At 64.3% G+C, this 16,798-nt stretch carries 19 protein-coding genes; 7 read left to right on the top strand and 12 right to left on the bottom strand.

All coding sequences use genetic code 11. The features are described 5' to 3' along the window. Window positions 1-23 precede the first annotated feature (23 nt). Window positions 24-875, top strand: a complete 852-nt coding sequence (locus tag AC0KW6_RS04130) for a GNAT family N-acetyltransferase (RefSeq protein ID WP_474034163.1) — start codon at window positions 24-26, stop codon at window positions 873-875. A gap of 63 nt (window positions 876-938) precedes the next feature. Here AC0KW6_RS04130 and AC0KW6_RS04125 read toward each other — a convergent pair whose 3' ends face one another. Beyond that, window positions 939-1,613, bottom strand: a complete 675-nt coding sequence (locus AC0KW6_RS04125; protein ID WP_474034162.1) for a helix-turn-helix transcriptional regulator — start codon at window positions 1,611-1,613, stop codon at window positions 939-941. 80 nt (window positions 1,614-1,693) lie between these two features. Continuing rightward, a complete protein-coding gene (locus AC0KW6_RS04120) occupies window positions 1,694-2,002 on the bottom strand; it encodes a hypothetical protein (protein ID WP_474034161.1) in 309 nt (102 codons plus the stop codon). 225 nt (window positions 2,003-2,227) lie between these two features. Here AC0KW6_RS04120 and AC0KW6_RS04115 point away from each other — a divergent pair, with 225 nt between their 5' ends. The 5 genes from AC0KW6_RS04115 to AC0KW6_RS04095 all read left to right on the top strand — a co-directional run bounded on the left by AC0KW6_RS04115 (window position 2,228) and on the right by AC0KW6_RS04095 (window position 5,606). Next, window positions 2,228-2,455, top strand: a complete 228-nt coding sequence (locus AC0KW6_RS04115; RefSeq protein WP_323779014.1) for a twin-arginine translocase TatA/TatE family subunit — start codon at window positions 2,228-2,230, stop codon at window positions 2,453-2,455. A 6-nt stretch (window positions 2,456-2,461) separates the two neighbouring features. Continuing rightward, on the top strand, window positions 2,462-2,941 hold the full coding sequence (tatB, locus tag AC0KW6_RS04110; RefSeq protein WP_474034160.1) for a Sec-independent protein translocase protein TatB: 480 nt from the start codon (window positions 2,462-2,464) through the stop codon (window positions 2,939-2,941). Beyond that, a complete protein-coding gene (gene tatC / locus AC0KW6_RS04105) occupies window positions 2,938-3,840 on the top strand; it encodes a twin-arginine translocase subunit TatC (protein WP_323779010.1) in 903 nt (300 codons plus the stop codon). The genes tatB and tatC overlap by 4 nt, the downstream gene beginning before the upstream one ends. A 170-nt stretch (window positions 3,841-4,010) precedes the next feature. Next, complete coding sequence (locus AC0KW6_RS04100; RefSeq protein WP_323779009.1) at window positions 4,011-4,652, top strand: hypothetical protein; 642 nt, start codon at window positions 4,011-4,013, stop codon at window positions 4,650-4,652. Between the two features lie 111 nt (window positions 4,653-4,763). Further along, a complete protein-coding gene (locus AC0KW6_RS04095; RefSeq protein WP_323779007.1) occupies window positions 4,764-5,606 on the top strand; it encodes an ATP-binding protein in 843 nt (280 codons plus the stop codon). Between the two features lie 24 nt (window positions 5,607-5,630). Here the strand turns inward: AC0KW6_RS04095 and AC0KW6_RS04090 are convergent, their stop codons facing one another. After that, window positions 5,631-6,233 carry a TetR/AcrR family transcriptional regulator gene (locus tag AC0KW6_RS04090; protein WP_474034159.1) on the bottom strand — a complete coding sequence of 201 codons (603 nt, stop codon included), beginning with the start codon at window positions 6,231-6,233 and terminating at the stop codon, window positions 5,631-5,633. Between the two features lie 132 nt (window positions 6,234-6,365). Here AC0KW6_RS04090 and AC0KW6_RS04085 point away from each other — a divergent pair, with 132 nt between their 5' ends. Then, on the top strand, window positions 6,366-7,556 hold the full coding sequence (locus tag AC0KW6_RS04085; RefSeq protein WP_474034158.1) for an MFS transporter: 1,191 nt from the start codon (window positions 6,366-6,368) through the stop codon (window positions 7,554-7,556). Window positions 7,557-7,675: 119 nt separating this feature from the next. Here the strand turns inward: AC0KW6_RS04085 and AC0KW6_RS04080 are convergent, their stop codons facing one another. The 9 genes from AC0KW6_RS04080 to AC0KW6_RS04040 all read right to left on the bottom strand — a co-directional run bounded on the left by AC0KW6_RS04080 (window position 7,676) and on the right by AC0KW6_RS04040 (window position 16,526). Beyond that, a complete protein-coding gene (locus AC0KW6_RS04080) occupies window positions 7,676-8,917 on the bottom strand; it encodes a peptidoglycan DD-metalloendopeptidase family protein (RefSeq protein ID WP_323779001.1) in 1,242 nt (413 codons plus the stop codon). Window positions 8,918-9,019: 102 nt separating this feature from the next. Then, window positions 9,020-9,667 carry a protein-L-isoaspartate(D-aspartate) O-methyltransferase gene (locus AC0KW6_RS04075; protein ID WP_323778999.1) on the bottom strand — a complete coding sequence of 216 codons (648 nt, stop codon included), beginning with the start codon at window positions 9,665-9,667 and terminating at the stop codon, window positions 9,020-9,022. Further along, window positions 9,664-10,458: a 5'/3'-nucleotidase SurE gene (gene surE, locus AC0KW6_RS04070; protein ID WP_474034157.1), complete on the bottom strand. Its 795-nt coding sequence runs from the start codon at window positions 10,456-10,458 to the stop codon at window positions 9,664-9,666. The genes AC0KW6_RS04075 and surE overlap by 4 nt, the downstream gene beginning before the upstream one ends. 226 nt (window positions 10,459-10,684) lie before the next feature. Further along, a complete protein-coding gene (locus tag AC0KW6_RS04065; protein ID WP_474034156.1) occupies window positions 10,685-11,332 on the bottom strand; it encodes an SDR family NAD(P)-dependent oxidoreductase in 648 nt (215 codons plus the stop codon). A 132-nt stretch (window positions 11,333-11,464) separates the two neighbouring features. Beyond that, window positions 11,465-11,737, bottom strand: coding sequence for a hypothetical protein (locus AC0KW6_RS04060; protein ID WP_323783459.1), 273 nt, complete (start codon window positions 11,735-11,737; stop codon window positions 11,465-11,467). A 143-nt stretch (window positions 11,738-11,880) separates the two neighbouring features. After that, window positions 11,881-12,423, bottom strand: coding sequence for a DUF2199 domain-containing protein (locus AC0KW6_RS04055; RefSeq protein WP_323783471.1), 543 nt, complete (start codon window positions 12,421-12,423; stop codon window positions 11,881-11,883). A 157-nt stretch (window positions 12,424-12,580) separates the two neighbouring features. Next, on the bottom strand, window positions 12,581-14,101 hold the full coding sequence (gene purF / locus AC0KW6_RS04050; protein WP_474034155.1) for an amidophosphoribosyltransferase: 1,521 nt from the start codon (window positions 14,099-14,101) through the stop codon (window positions 12,581-12,583). A gap of 367 nt (window positions 14,102-14,468) precedes the next feature. After that, the gene (locus AC0KW6_RS04045; RefSeq protein WP_474034154.1) at window positions 14,469-15,122 is read right to left on the bottom strand and encodes a hypothetical protein; all 654 of its coding nucleotides are present in this window, start codon (window positions 15,120-15,122) and stop codon (window positions 14,469-14,471) included. A gap of 3 nt (window positions 15,123-15,125) precedes the next feature. Beyond that, a complete protein-coding gene (locus AC0KW6_RS04040) occupies window positions 15,126-16,526 on the bottom strand; it encodes a selenium-binding protein SBP56-related protein (protein ID WP_323783467.1) in 1,401 nt (466 codons plus the stop codon). Window positions 16,527-16,798: the final 272 nt, after the last annotated feature.

The following is a 16,798-nucleotide window of genomic DNA, read 5'->3' as shown; positions in this document are numbered from 1 at the left end:
ACCTGAGGGAACAGGAGGTGCAGATGCCGGGCAGCTATCAGATCAGACCGTTGGACCGCTCGGAAATCCGCACCGCCCTGGACTGGGCTGCGCGCGAAGGCTGGAATCCGGGCCATCAGGACGCGGCCTGCTTTGGGTCTGTTGATCCGGAAGGGTTCCGGGGCGGGTTCCTCGACGGGCAGATGATCGCCTGCATTTCGGTGGTGAACTACGGGGCGACGTTCTCTTTCCTCGGCTTTTACATCGTTGCGCCGGCCTATCGCGGGCAAGGCTATGGCTACGCCCTGTGGCAAAAAGCGCTGGCGCACGCCGGCGATCGCACCGTGGGGCTCGACGGGGTGGTTGACCAGCAGGACAACTACCGCCGTTCCGGGTTTGAACTGGTCTGCCGCAATATCCGTTTTGGCGGGGTGCCTGCGGAAGAGCATTTGGCTGGCGGAGGATTTGACCTGTTGCCGCTGACAGAGCCGCCGCCGGACCTGCAGGCACTGGACGCCCGCATCTTCCCGGCGCCGCGCCCCGTGTTCTGGCAGCACTGGCTGGCGGCGGCGGGGCATGTCTCCTTTGCTGCTTGCCGGGACGGCGCGCTGGCGGGCTTCGGCACCCTGCGGCCCTGCGGCAGCGGCTGCAAGATCGGGCCGCTGGCTGCGGTGTCGCGCCCGGCAGCAGAAGCAGTGCTGGCGCGGCTGCTGCAAGAGCTGCCGGACGGGCAGGAGATCTTTCTGGATGTGCCGGAACCCCATGCGCAAGCGGTTGATCTGGCGCGGTCGCTGGGGCTGGCGCCGGTGTTCGAAACCGCCCGGATGTACCGCGGCGCGGCGCCGCAACTGGAGACGGATCTGATCTACGGAGTCACCAGTTTCGAACTTGGGTAGGGGCGCTGCCCCCGGCCCTGCGGGCCTCCCCCGGAGTATTTTGCGAAAGAAGAAGAGCGGGGCTCAGCTGCCGGATGGGTCGTAATCCTGCAGCCGCTTGCCGGCTTCATCCACGAACAGTTCGGGCAGGGCGGAGGCGTCTTCTATCAGGTCGATACGGAACACCCGGAAATCCCCCCGGGTCTCGCACCAGGCTGTCAGTGTCCAGACCCGGCCCCAGTATTCCATGTGCAGGGGGCGGATCCGGCGTTCGGTCAGGGTGCCGTCGATGCGGCGGTAGGCCAGCTGCAGTTTCTGCCGCGCTTTGATCGCGGCGCGCAGGGTTGGCATATGGGCCAGGGCGCGGGCTGCGTCCGAAAACGGGTAGACCGCGAATTTCCAGGCGTCGGCTTCGGCTATGGTCTGTTCCGGCAGCACCGCGTCAATCTTGGCCGCCAGGGATTGCGCGGCGGATTTCAGATCCGGGTCGGCGGCTTCGGCGACGATGGCCATGCCAAGGTTCAGCGCCTCCAGTTCCTCTGGCGTCAGGGTGAGCGGCGGCAGGCTGATCCGCTCGCGCACCATGTAGCCGACGCCGCGTTCGCCCTCGACCGGCACGCCGGAGGCCGCAAGCGTGTCCATATCGCGGTAGATGGTGCGGGTCGAGACCTCCAGCCGCGCGGCAATGTCCCGGGCGCGGTGCAGCTTGCCGTCGCGCAGGATCTGGATGATTTCGAAAAGACGGTCAGTGCGGCGCATGGGATCAACCCTTGGCGCGGGACAGGGGCCGAGGTCAAGGGCCGCGCCCGGCGCAGGGGCCGGGCGCACCCGGGTTCAAATCAGGGCGCCATGCCCCAGAACACCTCTTCATGCCGCATATGGGCGGAGCCAGGAGCAATGGCCGCAATCACCTCGGGTGTGAAATCCTGCTGCATGAATTCCTGGGCAACCTGCTGTGCCGTGGCCATGTCCTGCCACAGCACATAGTCGGTCCAGCTGCCATCCGCGCCCTGGCTCAGCTGCCGGCGCACAAAGCCCGCCTGGGCGCGCACAAAGCCTTCGGTGCGTTGCATCAGAGCGACAAAATCCGCGGGACTCATCCCTTTTTCAAGTTTGAAGGTCACGATTTCGGCGACATGTTTGCGCATCACGTTTCTCCTTAATTGCGTGTGATGGGCTGGATTTACCGCGTTGCAACTGACATAAACCTGTCAGTTGGATGCGGGGCGCCTGCAAAAACAGCAAAATCTGCGCTTCACGGGCCATTGTGCTGCGGGTGTTGCTTTCGCTCAAAGCGCTGTCCGCGCTAAACCCGTAGCGAACAATTCCACCGGCAGCGCTGATCCGTGCCGGAACCAGAAGGAGACATTCTCATGCTCAACAATATCGGCCTTCCCGGCATTCTGCTTATTGCTGTTGTGGTCCTGGTCCTGTTTGGCCGCGGCAAGATTTCCTCGCTGATGGGCGAAGTCGGCAAAGGCATCACCTCGTTCAAGAAGGGCATCAGCGAAGGCACCAAGGAGCTGGAAGACGACGCGGCGGCCGACGCCAAGGACGTCACGCCCGAAGCCGAAGCCACGGCTGAAAAAGACAAGGTCTAAGCGCGGATGTTCGATCTTGGGTGGACCGAACTGCTGGTCATCGGCGTGGTCGCGCTGATCGTCGTCGGCCCCAAGGACCTGCCGGTGCTGTTCCGCAATGTGGGACGGTTCGTGGGCAAGGCCAGGGGGATGGCGCGCGAATTCAGCCGGGCCATGCATGATGCGGCGGATGAGGCCGGAGTCAAGGATATGGCCAAGGGCCTGAAGGCCGCCAGCAACCCGATGGGCACTGCCATGGACGGGGTGAAACAGGCCGCGCAGGACATGGCCAAGTCGATCGACCCGGCCAAATTCGATCCTGACAGCGAAACCGGCAAGCTGGCCGCGGAGCGGGCTGAGGATGCCAAGAAGATCCAGGCCTCCACCGCACGGGCCGCTGCCGAGCGCAAGGCGCGAGAGGCCGAGGAGGCGCTGGCCAAGGCAGAAGAAGCTGAGGCTGCGCTGAAGCCTGCTGCGCCGAAACCCGAAGAAGAGGCCAAATCATGAGCAACCCGGATGAGATCGACGACTCGGCGGCGCCGCTGATCGAACATCTGGCCGAGCTGCGCAGCCGGCTGATCCATTCGGTCGTGGCGTTTATCGTCGGCATGGTGATCTGTTTCACGGTGGCGACGCCGGTGTTCAACTTCCTCACCGCGCCGCTGTGCGCAGTGCTGGCCGAGAGCGGCCAGGACTGCGCGCTGATCTTCATCAGCCCGCAGGAGGGCTTCTTTGTCGCGATCAAGATTTCTTTCCTGGGCGGCTTCATGCTGGCGTTTCCCTATATCGGGTTCCAGATGTGGCGCTTCGTGGCGCCGGGGCTGTACAAGAATGAGAAGGGTGCATTTCTGCCCTTCATGGTCGCCTCGCCCTTCATGTTCATTCTGGGCGCCAGCTTTGCCTTTTATGTGGTGACACCGCTGGCCTATGACTTTTTCCTGGGCTTCCAGCAGTTCGGGTCCGGCGGCGAGGCTGTCACCGGCGAGGAAGTGAACCAGGGGCTCAGCGTGGTGTTTCAGGGGTCGGCCCAGGAATACCTCAACCTGACCATCAAGTTCATTGTCGCCTTCGGCCTGTGCTTTCAGCTGCCGGTGCTGCTGACGCTGATGGGCAAGGCCGGGCTGGTCAGCGCCGAGGGCCTGGGTGCCGTCCGCAAATACGCGGTGGTGGCGATCCTGGTGCTGGCCGCGCTGGTGACACCGCCGGATGTGATCACCCAAGTGATCCTGTTTGTGGTGGTTTACGGCCTTTACGAGATCTCGATTTTCCTGGTCGGCCGCGTCGAGAAAAAGCGCGAGGCGCAGCTGCGCGCCGATGGCTACTATGACGACGAGGATGAGATGGACACCCATCCCGACGATCCGATGATGGCTGAATTCGATGCGGATGACGGCAAGGACAAGTAGGCTGGTGATGGCATGAAACAGGAGGGCGCGCCGGCAACGGCGCGCCTTTTTCGTTTTCTGATCCCGCCCCGGCCTGCAAACACGCTTCCGTGAAGATCCCCGCAACCAAGTATCTTTGTCCCAGGCCTTGCAGCATGCTGTCGCCAGAATTTGAGTGTTGGGAGGTTTCCATGAAAAAAGTTCTGGCTGTTTTTTCCTGCGCAGCGGTGTGCGCGTTTGCATCCGCGTCCTTGGCCGAGGATCCGCCGATGGGGTTCTTCGTGACCTCGGCCGGCCTCGGCGATGGCGGCAACCTTGGCGGGCTCGAAGGGGCCGATGCCCATTGCACCCAGCTGGCCGAAGCAGCGGGTTCTGCCGGGCGGACCTGGCGCGCCTACCTCAGCACCCAGGAAGAGGGCAAGCGCGGCATCTCGGCCCGCGCGCGCATCGGCACCGGTCCCTGGTACAATGCCAATGGCGAGCTGATCGCGGTGGGTCTGGACCAGTTGCATATCCTGCCGAATATCTACGCCCGCACCGCCGTTGATGAGAACGGAAACCGGATCAAGGGCCGCGGCGACGATCCGAACGAGCATGATATCCTGACCGGCACCCAAGAAGACGGCACCGCTTATTTCCCCTGGCAGGAGGGCGATAAGACCTGTTCGAACTGGACCTCCAACGGCGAGGGCTCGGCCACGGTCGGCCACCATGACCGGCACGGCGGCGGCAACATCTCCTGGAATGCAGCCCATGATTCGCGCGGCTGCAGCGCGGAGGACCTGCGCGCCACTGGCGGCAACGGTTATTTCTACTGTTTCGCAGCGGATTGATCCTGCTGACTGGACCAGGCCGGCGGCGCAGGGGCAGCGCCCGCCGCCCCCCCTTGCCGTGCCGCCGTGAACATGCTTTGAAATCCGTCAACTGACGGACGGAGGCACCCCATGGACCAGATCGCATTGACCCGAATTGCCGAGGCGCTGGAGCGGATGTCTCCCGCGCCGCTGGAAACCCCGGATTTCAACGCGGCCAGCGCTTTTGTCTGGCATGTTGGGCCAGAACGGCTGGAGCCGGTGAAAGCGGTCAACAGGGTCGATCTGGACCTGCTGGTCGGCATCAACCGCTCGCGCGATACGCTCCTGGACAACACCCGCCGGTTTGCCCGGGGCTTCGCCGCCAACAACGCGCTTTTGTGGGGCGCCCGGGGGATGGGGAAATCCAGCCTTGTCAAAGCCGTGCATGGCGCGCTGGCGGCGGATCACCCGGAACTGAAGCTGGTGGAGCTCCAGCGCGAGGATCTGCCCTCGGTCGCGCGGCTGCTGAACCACCTGCGCGGCTCCGAGCACCGGTTCATCCTGTTCTGCGATGATCTGTCGTTCAGCCATGACGACCAGCATTACAAAAGCCTCAAGGCGGTGCTGGACGGCGGTATCGAGGGGCGGCCCGAGAATGTGGTGTTCTACGCCACCTCGAACCGGCGCCATCTGATGCCGCGCGACATGATCGAGAATGAGCGCTCCAGCGCCATCAACCCGTCGGAAGCGGTGGAGGAGAAGGTTTCGCTGTCGGACCGGTTCGGCCTGTGGCTGGGGTTCCACCCCTGCGATCAGGATGAATACCTGGCGATGATCGCGGGCTATTGCGCCGCCTATGGCGTCAAACCGGATGCCGAGGCGCTGCGGGCTGAGGCGATCGAATGGCAGGCCACCCGCGGCGCCCGCTCGGGCCGGGTGGCCTGGCAGTTCTTTACCGATTTGGCCGGGCGCCACGGGGTCAGCTTGCGCTGAGCGGGTTTGGCCCGGCGCAGATATCTATCCGGCTGGTTGCGGCTGCGCCGTGTTTGGTATCCCGCGCAGCAGAATGTCCAAGGCGCAGGTCGCCCGCCGCAGGCGGGCTTCGCTGCCGCCCTCATCCGCGATCCATGCGGAGGTTTCCGACAGGCTGCCGAAGATCAATAGCGCCAGGGCTTCGGGGTCTGTTTCATCGATGATGCCGTTGCGGATCATGCTGTCAATCAGCCGTGCCATGGTGGCGATGCATTGGCTTTGGTTGTTGCCGATGTCGCCAAGCACGGCCTTTGCGTCCCGCAGCACGATACGCTGGTACTCTGGCTCCAGGGCCATTTGCAGATGTGCGTGGCAACGGGCGCGAAAACCCTCCCAGGGGGAGGTGGCCGATTCGGAAATGTCTTGCAGGCGGGCCTCCATTTCCTGATCGATTTGCAGAACGACAGCTGCCAGAAGCCCCTTCTTGTCCCCGAAATGATGATACAGCGCACCACGGGTCAGCCCTGCCTGGCGCGTCAAATCATCCATCGAGACCTGGGCATAGCCCTGTTCGGCAAAGACGCGGCGGGCTGTTGCCAACAGGGATACACGGGTTTCCTCAGCTTCTGCGCGGGTGCGGCGGACCATTTTTTTCTCCTTACATACGCGACGTATGAATATTTACATACGGGTCGTATCACTGTACGCCCGCTTTGATACGAGCTGTTTGTTAATGCCCGTGCCAAATCAACATGACAAGACACTGAGGGGAAAACCCGCATGAACAATCCGTATGCAGAACTTTTCAAAACACCTGGGGCAGCAGCATTTGTATGCGCTGGCCTGTTAGGGCGCACTGCCTTGCCGATGACCGGGATCGGGATCATCACAATGTTGTCACAGCGCCATGGCAGCTACACGCTTGCAGGCGGAGTCGCGGCGGCCTTTGTGATGACATATGCGCTGTTGTCGCCGCAGACCTCGCGGCTGGTCGATCGTTACGGGCAAAGCCGTGTTCTGCCGCTGGCAACGGTAATCAGCGTGATTGGCTTTGGTCTTCTGGCCTGCGCCTCGTTGTGGCAGGCCGCCCATTGGACGCTGTTTGCGGGCGCAGTTATGGCGGGTGGCATGCCAAGCGTTTCTGCAATGGTACGGGCGCGGTGGGCGACGCTTTGCAGCGGGCAGGCGCGGTTGCAAACAGCCTATTCGCTGGAAACGGTGCTGGATGAGGTGACATTCATAGCCGGACCGCCGCTGGCGGTGGGGCTAAGCATCATGGTTTTTGCCGAAGCCGGCATAATGGCTGCGGCAGCATTGCAGGCTGTTGGCGTTGCTGCGTTATTGCGACAGCGGCAGACCGAACCGCCAGTTGTTGCCCGGGGTGACAGCCGGCAAGCAGCCGTTATCGGCCTGATGGACATGCGTCTGCTGACGCTGTTGCTGGTGGCGATGGGGCTGATTGTCGGAACCGTGGATATTGCCAGCGTGGCCTTTGCCGAACATCTGGGCCGACCGGCACTGGCGAGCTTGGTTCTGGCCTCTTATGCGGCCGGGTCCTGCCTTGCCGGGCTTGTCTATGGCGCGCTTGTCCTGTCAGTGCCGCTCAGCCGGCTGCTTCTTTGGGGCGGGGCGGCGACCGCTGTGGCCACGGTGCCGCTGGTGTTCGTGGGCAATATTTCCGGCCTTGCGGTGGCTGTCTTTGTGGCGGGGCTGTCGTTTGCGCCGACCATGATCGTCGCCATGTCATTGGTTGAGAAGATCGTACCGGAGCAGCAATTGACCGAAGGGCTGACCTGGCTTCTTTCGGGGCTGAATGCCGGTGTTGCGCTGGGGGCGGCGGTTTCGGGCCGGATTGTCGATGCTTACGGCGCAGAGAGCGCCTTTGGCACCAGCCTTTGTGCCGGCCTGGCGGTTGTGCTGTGCGCGGCCTGGGTACATGCGCGCTTTGCCCTGTCGCCGCAGAAGTGCTGAAGGACAGCCTGTCCGTCATATGCAGCAGTGCGGGTGGCGAGCTGCGCCGCCTATGGTGCTGATAGCAAAAGCCCGGCAGATAGGCCGGGCTTTTCGTTCTTGCACCAAGCAAGCTGCCGTCAGTTCAGGTAGCTCAGCGGATCGATGCTTTCAAACCCGTCGCGCACTTCGAAATGGACATAGGCGTCGTCGCCGCCGCGCAGCGAGGCAATGCGCTGGCCGCGCACCACGCTTTCGCCCTTTTTCACGGTGATATTGCCAACGTTCTGATAGACGGTCAGCAGCTTCTGGCTGTGGCGGATCACCACAATCGGCACGTTGTTGGAATCCTTGGTGATCGCCGCCACGGTGCCGGCCTCGGCGGCATTGACCGGCGCACCGGCGGCGGCGGCGATGTCGATGCCGTCATTGCGCCCCTTGGCGTAGGTTTTGACGATCTTGCCCTGCACCGGATAGGCCATCGCAGCGCTGCTGGCGCGGGTGGGTTCGGGCAGGTCCGGCTTGGGCAGGGTTTCCGCCGCCGGGGCAACGGCGGCAGGCTCGACCTTTTCTTCCGGCAGCGGCTGGCTGGCGCTTGGCGGCACCGGCGTCACAGTGCCGGCTCCCGGTTCGGTGACTGCCACGGCGGCAGCAGCCGGGGCCGGGCGCGGCGCGGCTTTCTCTTTCAACGGGATCAGCAGGAACTGGCCTTCGCGCACCGCAAAATCGCTGCCCAGGCCGTTCCATTCCGCCAGCGATTTCACCGGCACCTGGTAAAGCCGCGAGATGGTATAGGCGGTCTCGCCGCGCTTCACCTTGTGGCGCACCGGCTCGGGGCCTGCCTGCACCTTGGGCGGCTGCGGCTTGGCCACCGGCTGGATTGCAGTGGGGGTCACAGAGCCGGGATTGGGCGAGGTCAGCGGCGCGGTGTCGATGGCCTGGCCTGCCAGCGTTGCAATATCGACGGCCCCCGCGGCGGCGCTGCCAGGCAGGCTGTCCGGGGCGCGGTGCGGCAGCGCCAGCACCTCGCCCTGGCGCATCTTGTCGCCGGTTTCCATGCCGTTGAACCGGGCAACTTCCGCGGGCGGCAGGCCGATGCGCGCTGCCACATCCGAAACCGTGTCGCCGCGCTGCGCCACCGCCACCTGGTAGGAGGGATAGGTGATCAGCCCGCGGCTGTCAGGCGCGGGCCGGTTCGAGGTGGCGGATTTTGCAGCGCCGGCGGTGTTAAAGGCGCCCAGCTGGCCGCGCAGGTCATAGTCCAGCGGGCCCTGGCAGGCGGCCAGCACCCCGGTCAGCATCCCGGCCAGCGGCAATACGGCCAGCAGCCTTGCACGGGGCAGGCCGCGGGATTCGGTCCGGTTGGGGGGGGTCCGGGTCATTTTGCTCTCCTCAAAACACGCTTCCCCTTTTTCGCGGGGATTCTCTCGCGTCAATCATTATAGCTCATGCCGTCCAGGGGGCGGCTGAAATCCGCCGGTAGTTTACGTGTCCTTGGCCAATCCCTCAAGCAGCGGCACAAAGCGCACCGGGCGCAGCTCGTCATACTCCAGCCCGTCTTCGGTTTTGCGCACCCGGATCAGGGTCTGCACATGGTCGGACTGCCCCACCGGCAGCACCATGATGCCGCCGGTCTTGAGCTGCGCAAGCAGGGGGCTTGGCGGATCTTCGGCGGCGGCGGTCACGATGATCCGGTCAAACGGCGCCTGTTCGTTCAGCCCGTGGCTGCCGTCGCCGACCAGCGAGGTCACATTGGCCAGCTGCAGCTGCTCGAACACCGCCCGCGCCTCGCGCACCAGCCTTGCGTGGCGGTCGATGGTATAGACCCGGCGCGCCAGTTTCGACAGGACTGCCGCCTGGTAGCCGGAGCCGGTGCCGACCTCCAGCACCGTGTCGCGCGGGCTGATTTCCAGCGCCTGGGTCATCATCCCGACAACGGAGGGCTGCGAGATGGTCTGGCCGCAGGCAATCGGCAGCGGCACGTCCTCATAGGCGCGGTCGGTGAAGATGCCGCGCACGAACATGCCGCGGTCGATGGCCTCGATCGCCTCCAGCACCTTCTGGTCGGTCACTCCGCGCGAGCGCACCGAGTACAGGAACTGCATCTTGGTTTCCGGATCGGGTCCGCTCATGCGCCGGCTCTTTCAATCGCCTTCAGCGCATCCAGTGCATCGCGCGCGGTCAGGTCGGCGCGCATCGGGGTGACAGAGATATAGCCGTCCAGGTTCACCGCGGCATCTGATCCTGCAACGGTCTCCACCTGCTGATTGCCGCCGCGGATCCACAGGTAGCGCCGCCCGGTCGGCGACAGCTGTTCCTCGGCCGAAAAATGGCTGCCGCGGCGGAACCCCTGGGGGGCGACGCGGGTGCCCTTGACGTCCGCTGCTGGGACCGGCGGGAAGTTGATATTGTAAAACAACCGGTAGTCCTGCTGGTCCTGCGGCTGGGCGGCCAGGATCTTGTTGACCAGCGCCGCGCCATGCACGGCGGCGGCTTCGAACGGGTTTGCGGTCTCGCGGTTGGCAGGGCCGTAATACTGCGACAGCGCCATCGCCGGGATCCCCTGCAGCGCGGCCTCCATGGCGCCGCCAAGGGTGCCGGAATAAAGCGCGTTTTCGGCCGAGTTGTTGCCGCGGTTGACGCCCGACAGCACCAGATCCGGCTTGGCGCCCTGCATCACCACATGAAGGCCTGCCAGCACGCAGTCTGCGGGCGAGCCTTCGGCGGCAAAGCGGCGCTTGCCCAGCTGGCTTAGCATGGTGGGACGGGTGTAGCTGATGCAATGGCCGACGCCGGATTGTTCAAACGCCGGGGCCACGGTCCAGACCTCGCCGCCGGGGCCTGCGACCTCATGGGCGATGGCCTCAAGGATGGTGAGCCCTTCGGCGCTGATGCCGTCGTCATTGGTGATCAGTATGCGCATGGGGTGTCTGCCTGCCGTGTTCAACCGGGTTTCCGATTGAATAGGACCTGCACCGTTAGGGGGCAAGGATTTCGCGGATGGAAGCAGGATCAGCCGCAAAGCGGGGCAGGGAGGCAACAGGCCGGGCGGCCGGATGCGCTCCCGCCCCCCGGGCCTGCATCACAGATGCCGTCCCAGGCGTTGGGCCGGGCGCCGCGCGCGGCGCGGCGCGGGACGGCGGCAGGCGTCAGTCCGCGAGGATCTGCGGCAGCAGGCGGGCGGCTTCGTCCTGGATCGAGGCGAGGGCGCTGCGGTCCTCGCCCGGGTGGAAGCGGGCGCGCAGGGCGGTGGCCATCGGCTGCGGTTCCAGGATCCGCACCTGCGGGCCGGTGCGCTCGGCCTCGGCCTGCCAGCTGCGGGCCAGCGCCATCTGCGCCGCCTTGGTGGCGCCATAGGTGCCATAGAACTTCTCGCCTGCCTTGGCGTCGTCAAAGAACACCGCGCGGCCCGGCTGGCCCAGCAACGGCGCCACATAGGGGATCAGCACCGAGGTCGCAGTGGCGTTGATGGCCACGGCCTTGGTCCAGTCCTTGGGGGCAACCGATGGCGCCGGGCACAGCGCGGTGGCGTGGATTGCCGTATGCAGCCACAGGTCCAGCTTGCCCCAGCGGTCGTGGATGCCGCGGCAGAGCGTCGCCATCGCCTCCGGAACGGTGATGTCCATCGGCGCCAGGGTGGCAGAGCCGCCCGCCGCCTGGATGCGGTCATCCAGCTCTTCCAGCGCGCCGGTGGTGCGGGCGACGGCGACAATGTGATGGGTGGGCGCAAGCGCCTCGGCCAGGGCGTTGCCAAGGCCGCGCGATGCGCCGGTGATGAGAGCGATTTTGTCTGTCATGGCCGCCTTCATGGGCCGCGGGCGCGGGCAGGTCAAGAGGCGCTGAAACCAGCCCTGGAACGCGCAGGGGTTTTCATAGAAACGCCGGCAGCTTTTCCCGCATCAACCCGCCCGCGCGCGGGTCCGGATGGTTCAGCTGCCCGGCATCATCAGGCGCTTGCTTTCACCTCTGGAATTCAGGATCAGACCCTTGGCGTCAATGGCCACCACCTGGCCCGATGACAGGCGGCTGCCGCGCGACACTTTGCGGGTGCGGCCCGACGGCAGCCGGATCAGCGCGGTCATGCTGTCCTCGGGACCGTAGAGGCCCAGCAGGCTCAGGTTGCCGCGGTTCATTGCATTGGTCTGGGTCGCAAGCCCTGCCACCTTGGCAGGGGTGCCGGTCTCAGTCTTTGTGTTCGACATACCGTCCGTTCCTCATTAATCCGGACGTATCTGGGCTGCCGCAGGCTGCGTATCAAGCCGCATCCGATGCGGCGGCACCTGTATCGGCGGGAAGCCGCGGACGGCCGCAACGGGACCGCGAGACCGGCTGCCCCGGCACCCGCTCAGGCGTCATAAACCAGCGACGGCAGGTCGTGGCCATAGGCATAGAGCAACTCCAGAAGCTCCTCCAGCTCGGCGCCGTCCTTTTGCAGCGGATAGAGCGGGTGGTTCTGCTCGGTGACCTTCAGCTCAGGATACTCACCGCCGGGGCGCATCTCCAGCATGCAGCCTGCAGGCACCGCCATATCCGGCGGGATCGCATTGGCCAGCCAGGCCGGGCGGTCGCCCAGCTTTTCCGTCTCGCGCATCTCGAAGAGGTCGAGATAGGCGTCGAAATCATCGCGGCTGAGGCTGGCCCAGGTGCCCAGGATGAACTCCTCGCCACGGCTGTTTGCCAACGGCACCGCCAGCACCGCGCGGATAAAGCGCAGCTCGCCGAGGCGGCAGAAATCATCCGTCAGGATGTCCCCGCGGGTGGCCAGGACGGCAGAGTTGTCCTCCACCTCCATGTCCTCGGAGCAGATATCGGGCCGGTCGCAGCTGAGGCTCAGCAATTGCGCAAATGTGGCGCCGCAGCAGCGGCACTGGCGCGGGGAGATCAGCATGCGGGCAAGATGCGCGTCCAAAAGGCGGCCTTTCATCTGAAAGCATAGGAAAAGGCGCGGGCCGTCACGGCCAGCGCCTCCCCATGCACTGTTGGCGGCTCTCATACGCGGATGCAGCCGGAATATCAAACCCCCATGGATCGCGGGGGCGCCAGCCTCAGCCGGTGGCCAGTTTCGAAGCGTTCCAGGAGGCGCCGGGGGCCGGCATGTCCTGGATCTTGGCGCTGACCCGGCTGCTGCCTTCGAGCGCGTCCAGATATTCGGCGGTGACGCCGGTGACATAGTTGCCGTCAAAGCAGGAGCAGTCAAAGCCCTGGATGTCCGGGTTGCCTTCCTGCGCCGCCCAGATCAGGTCTTCGAGCTTCTGATAGAACAGCGCGTCAGCCCCCAGCTCCTCGCGGATTTCCTCGACAGACAGGCCGTTTGCGATCAGCTCATGCTTGGTCGGCATGTCGATGCCATAGACGTTCGGGTATTTCACCGGCGGCGAGGCAGAGGCGATATAGACCTTCTTGGCGCCCGCATCGCGGCACATCTGCACGATCTTTTTAATCGTGTTGCCGCGCACGATGGAATCGTCGATCAGCAGCACGTTGCGGTCCTTGAACTCCAGCGGGATCGCGTTCAGCTTGCGGCGCACCGATTTCTGCCGCTCGGCCTGGCCCGGCATGATAAAGGTCCGGCCGACATAACGGTTCTTCACCAGCCCTTCGCGGTACCGGATGCCGGTGGAATTGGCGACTTCCAGCGCCACCGGGCGGGCCGAATCAGGCACCGGGATGATGCTGTCGATCTCCAGCCCTGCGTCCTGGATCTGCTTGGCCAGCGCCTGGCCCATGCGCAGCTGGGTCTTGTAGACCGATACGCCGTCCATCATGGAATCGGGCCGCGCCAGGTAGACATACTCAAAAATGCAGGGGGTCAGCTTGCCCTCGACCGCCTGGAAGGTATGCATATTGCCGTCCAGATCAATCAGAATGGCCTCGCCCGGCTTCACATCGCGGAGCTTTTCAAAGCCGTTGATGCCGAACGCCACATCTTCAGAGGCAAAGCAGAAGTCCTCGCCGCCGCTTTCCGCCGGGCGCTTGCCCACGGACAGCGGGCGGATGCCGTTGGGGTCGCGGAACGCCAGCATGCCGACACCGGCGATCATGCACAGCACCGAATAGGCGCCCTGGATCCGCTCCATCGTCATCTTCACACCGGCAAAGATGTTGCGGACCGGCTCGGCATTGCCATTGACCTTGATCGCGTCAGCCACCTTGTCGGCCAGCACGTTCAGCATGATTTCGGAATCCGAGGTGGTGCGCAGATGGCGGCTGTATTTGCCGGTCACCTTCTCGCGCTGCTCGGCGGTATTGGTGATATTGCCGTTGTGCACCAGATAGATGCCATAGGGCGCGTTCACAAAAAACGGCTGCGCTTCGGCCGCACTCAGCGAACCCGCGGTGGGATAGCGGACATGGCCGATGCCGGTCTTGCCGGTCAGGGTGTCGGCATCCTGCGGGCCGAACACATCCTTGACCAGACCGTTTTCCTTGCGCTCGCGGAAGAACTCGCCGGTGTAGGTCACAATCCCCGAGGCGTCCTGGCCGCGGTGCTGCAGCATCAAGAGCCCGTCATAAATCTCCGCAAAGACATCCGTGTCCCGGCTTGCGATCCCCAAAATCCCGCACATTGGCTGGCTCCAATCCCACTTAGGCTTTGCTGTTCGGTTGCTGATGGAAGCGGCTCGGATGGCAGTCTAGCGCATTATGCCTGCTGCGCGCCAATCCGGCTGACCGGGCCGCGCCAAAGGACCGTACCGGCAAGCCGGCCTGAGCCTGAGCGCCGGATGCGCCGCCGGCACCCGGCGCGCAGCGCGTCAGGTCAGGTCCGCAAGGGCAGGCGGGCAGCGTCTGCAGCAGCAAGGCGGTGTGGCTCCGAATCCGTTTCCTGTTCCGGCCCTCACATAGTGCCTTTCGCCGCGGCTGTCATCACAGGATCACATATCCGATGCCGCACCGCGGCAACGGGGGTGGGGCAGGATGCTCCGGGCGGCCGCATCAATGCAGCGTCAGCAGCGAAACAACGCCCACCAGAACAAGGCTCAGCGCCCAGACCAGATCCAGGTTGAACCAGCTCTTTGACAGGAACTTCAGCCCCAGCCAATGATAAACGCCAAGCGCCAGCACCCCGCCGGCTGCGGTCATCGCAAGAGTATGGGCCAGCGCCACAGTTACGGCGATGCCGGCAGTGCGCCCCATCAGCGTAGAGGCGGCGGCGTGGCCTGCGCCTTGGTCCGGGCCGCAAAGGCCCAGATAGACCGGCACCAGCATCAGCCCGGCGCCATGCGCCATTGCGGCAAGGAACGACCACAGCGCCAGCCGCGACGGCGGCACCCGCGCCAGAAAGCGCGGATGACGGCGGTTGATCAGCAGATACACCCCCAGCGCAATCACCAGGCAAGCCGCACCGATGCGGATTTCCGCATGCCACTCCGTCAGCCGCAGCAATGCCGAAAACGGCAGCAGGATCGCAGCCATGGCCAGCAGATGGCCCAAGGCCAGCGCCAGCAGCGCCTTCAGCAGGCTGGTCCTGCGCCGCTCCATCAGCGCCGAGGAGACCGCCAGCGGCCAGCCCATCCCCGGATTCACCCCGTGATAGATCCCCGACGCAACAACGGCCCACCACAGCGCCGCCGTTGAGAGTTCCGCCACCCGTCAGACGGAGGGATAGCAGAAACTGTCGGTGGAGCAGTCGCCCCCTTCCAGCCGGATCTGGTGGCTGCGGTAGCCTTTGGGAAACTCGACAAAGAAATCCTTGTCCAGTTCCAGCCCGCCGTTTTCGCCCACCTTGGCCATCACCATCTGGCCGCCTTCGCCGCCCGGATAGAACTGGTCGTCCCAAGTGGAATAGAGCGAGTTGGTCCAATAGACCCGCTTGCCGTCGCGGCTGATCTCGACCATCTGCGGGCCATAGGCAAAATCCTTGCCGTTGGGGTGCTTGGCGCTGCGGGCAATCCCGCCCAGTTCAACCTTGCCCGCCAGCTTGGGCTTCATCGGGTCGGAAACATCATACTGATGCATTTCCCCCAGCCCCCAGCAGGCCACATACAGGTATTTGTCGTCCAGGCTCAGGTCGATGTCGGTGACCAATGGCGGCACCGCCGCGAATCCCTGCAGCAGCGGCGGCAGGTTTTCCGGCTTCTCCGGGCGCGGGTCGATGGTGAGGGTTTTCCTGGCCTCGAAGGTGCCGTCATCCTTCTGCCACCAGGTAAAGATCGCGCCCTGCAGGTTGGTGGTATCCACCACCACGCCGCAAAAACCATAGTCCTTGGAGGGGTCATGCGCGGGCCGGATCTCCAGCGCCATCTGGTGGTTTTCGCCCAGGTCGATGGTCTGCACGTTCTTGCGCTGGCGCAGGTTCCAGAAATGGATCGAATGGCCGTATTTGTTGCTCAGCAGATCCTCGGCCACGATGCCGTTCTCGAACTGCGGCGGCAGCCCCCATTCCGAGCTGACCATGTAATCGCGCGGCAGGTTCCACCAGAAGTCATAATGCTTGTCCTGCTTGCCGCGGTCCATCTCGTAGCGGCCCAGGATCTCGAAGGTTTCGCAATCCATGATGAAGATGCCCGGCGGCCCGTCGGTGCCATCTTTGCCGCCGCCGCCCAGGGTCGAGACATAGATGCCCTCGGGCCCGCAGTGAATGGTATGCGGGCGGGAATAACCGGTCTTGGCAAAGACCTCTTCCGGCTCGATGATCTTGTGGATCTTCGCCTGCAGCGGCTCCTTCACGTCAATCACATAGATCCGGCTGGAGCGGATGCCGGGAATAATCAAATAGCGCCGCTCCAGAAACGCGTGCCCCGTCAGCGGCGACAGGGCCGACGAACAGGCATTCCAGCCGAAATGATGAAATTCGTCGCCTTTGTTGGGCATCATCAGCTGATGCACGATATCGCCGTAGCTGTCCGACTCGGGATCCACATCGACAACCGCCAGCCCATCGGGCTGCGAGCCATCGGGGCTGAGCATCAGGGTGAAAGCCAGCGTCTCGGCCGGGGCTTCCATGGCGAGTTTGGGGGTGGCATGAAATGTGGGGTCAGGCCGCAAGTTCATCGTTAAATCCTCCCTGGAACCGGGCGCCAAGCGGTCTGTTGTGCGTTCTGCGCCTGTGTCCGATGCTGGCACACAACTGTTTTCCGGGCAACTTCTTCCCCGAACGCGCCTGCAGGCGGAACAAACGTTCTGAAATCATTGGGGGATTTCCGGACACGTCTGTTGCAGATGTCAGGGGCGGATCTCCCGCGTTGCAAAGGGGCGGTCTGCCAAAGAAAAGGCCCGCACAGTGGCGGGCCGAGGGGGGGAGGGAGGAATGGCTGGTTTCCGGG

The organism is Leisingera sp. SA215, from assembly GCF_055902035.1.
Note: the sequence above shows the minus strand (reverse complement) of the source record. Positions and strands in the feature narration are given on the sequence as shown.